This is a genomic window from Citrobacter sp. wls615 (genome assembly GCF_005281355.1).
Taxonomy (GTDB): Bacteria; Pseudomonadota; Gammaproteobacteria; order Enterobacterales; family Enterobacteriaceae; genus Citrobacter; species Citrobacter werkmanii.
Map to the genome: position 1 here is coordinate 1 of NZ_SZXM01000075.1, position 872 is coordinate 872.

Annotated in this window: 1 pseudogene; it reads right to left on the reverse strand. The window is 63.1% G+C overall.

The features are described 5' to 3' along the window. Nucleotides 1-872, reverse strand: a pseudogene (locus tag FDX04_RS19635) (hypothetical protein); the annotation flags it as partial.

The window sequence follows — 872 nt, forward strand, 5'->3', positions numbered from 1 at the left end:
GCCATTCCCGCGGAGAGACTCGCCAGCATGCTGATGGTCTGCTTTTCCGCTTCGCTCAGCTCACTGACCCGCTTATCCGGGTACATCGCCTCCATTATCGCTTTTGCCACCAGCTCGCCCGAAACGGCCCCTGCCGCTCCCGCCGCCGCGCTGTTTCCCTGCATCGCCGCTGCCGCGCCACCCAGTATCGCATGCGCTATCAGCGCCGCCTCATCGCTTAATCCCGAATCATGACCAATAATATTCGCCAGGTACGGGGCCGATGCCCCCGCCAGCGCCGCGCCGGCATCTCCGCCCGCCAGCCCCTGAAGCGCTGCCGTCGCTGCCTGAATTCCACGCTGAAAATCACTCCCCGTACCATATTCCGCCTGTGCATCACGCCAGGTCTGCGTCTCTTTCAGCTCTTCCACCGTTTTATCCGGGTAAACCTTCCGCGCTTCCTCCAGCGCATTCAGCTCCCCCTGCGTCCGCGCGATATCCGCCGCCTGGCTGCCGATATCCCCGATGAGACTCACTTCCTGCAGCCGCTTCTGCTCTTTCTCTTTGTCAAAAATCGGGCTGATGCTGTCGTTCGCATGCTCCGCGTCACGGCTCAGACCCGCCACATCCTGCTGCTGATTCGCCGCGTCGCGAACCGCTATTGTCCCGCCCGCTACCGCCGCCTGCGTCGTCCCGTCCGCATGACCGCTGTTGCCCCCGACCGTGACCATCCCGACCGGCATGTTGCCTTTGAACCCGCCGCCCGTGTCTCCGGTGCCAGCGCTCATGCCGGCTCCCGCATGACTGACCGTAAAGTCCGCTTCGTTATGAATATCCCTGAAACCCAGCGTTCCGGTGTCCAGGCTGTTTTTATCCGCCGTCGCCGTTGAGGC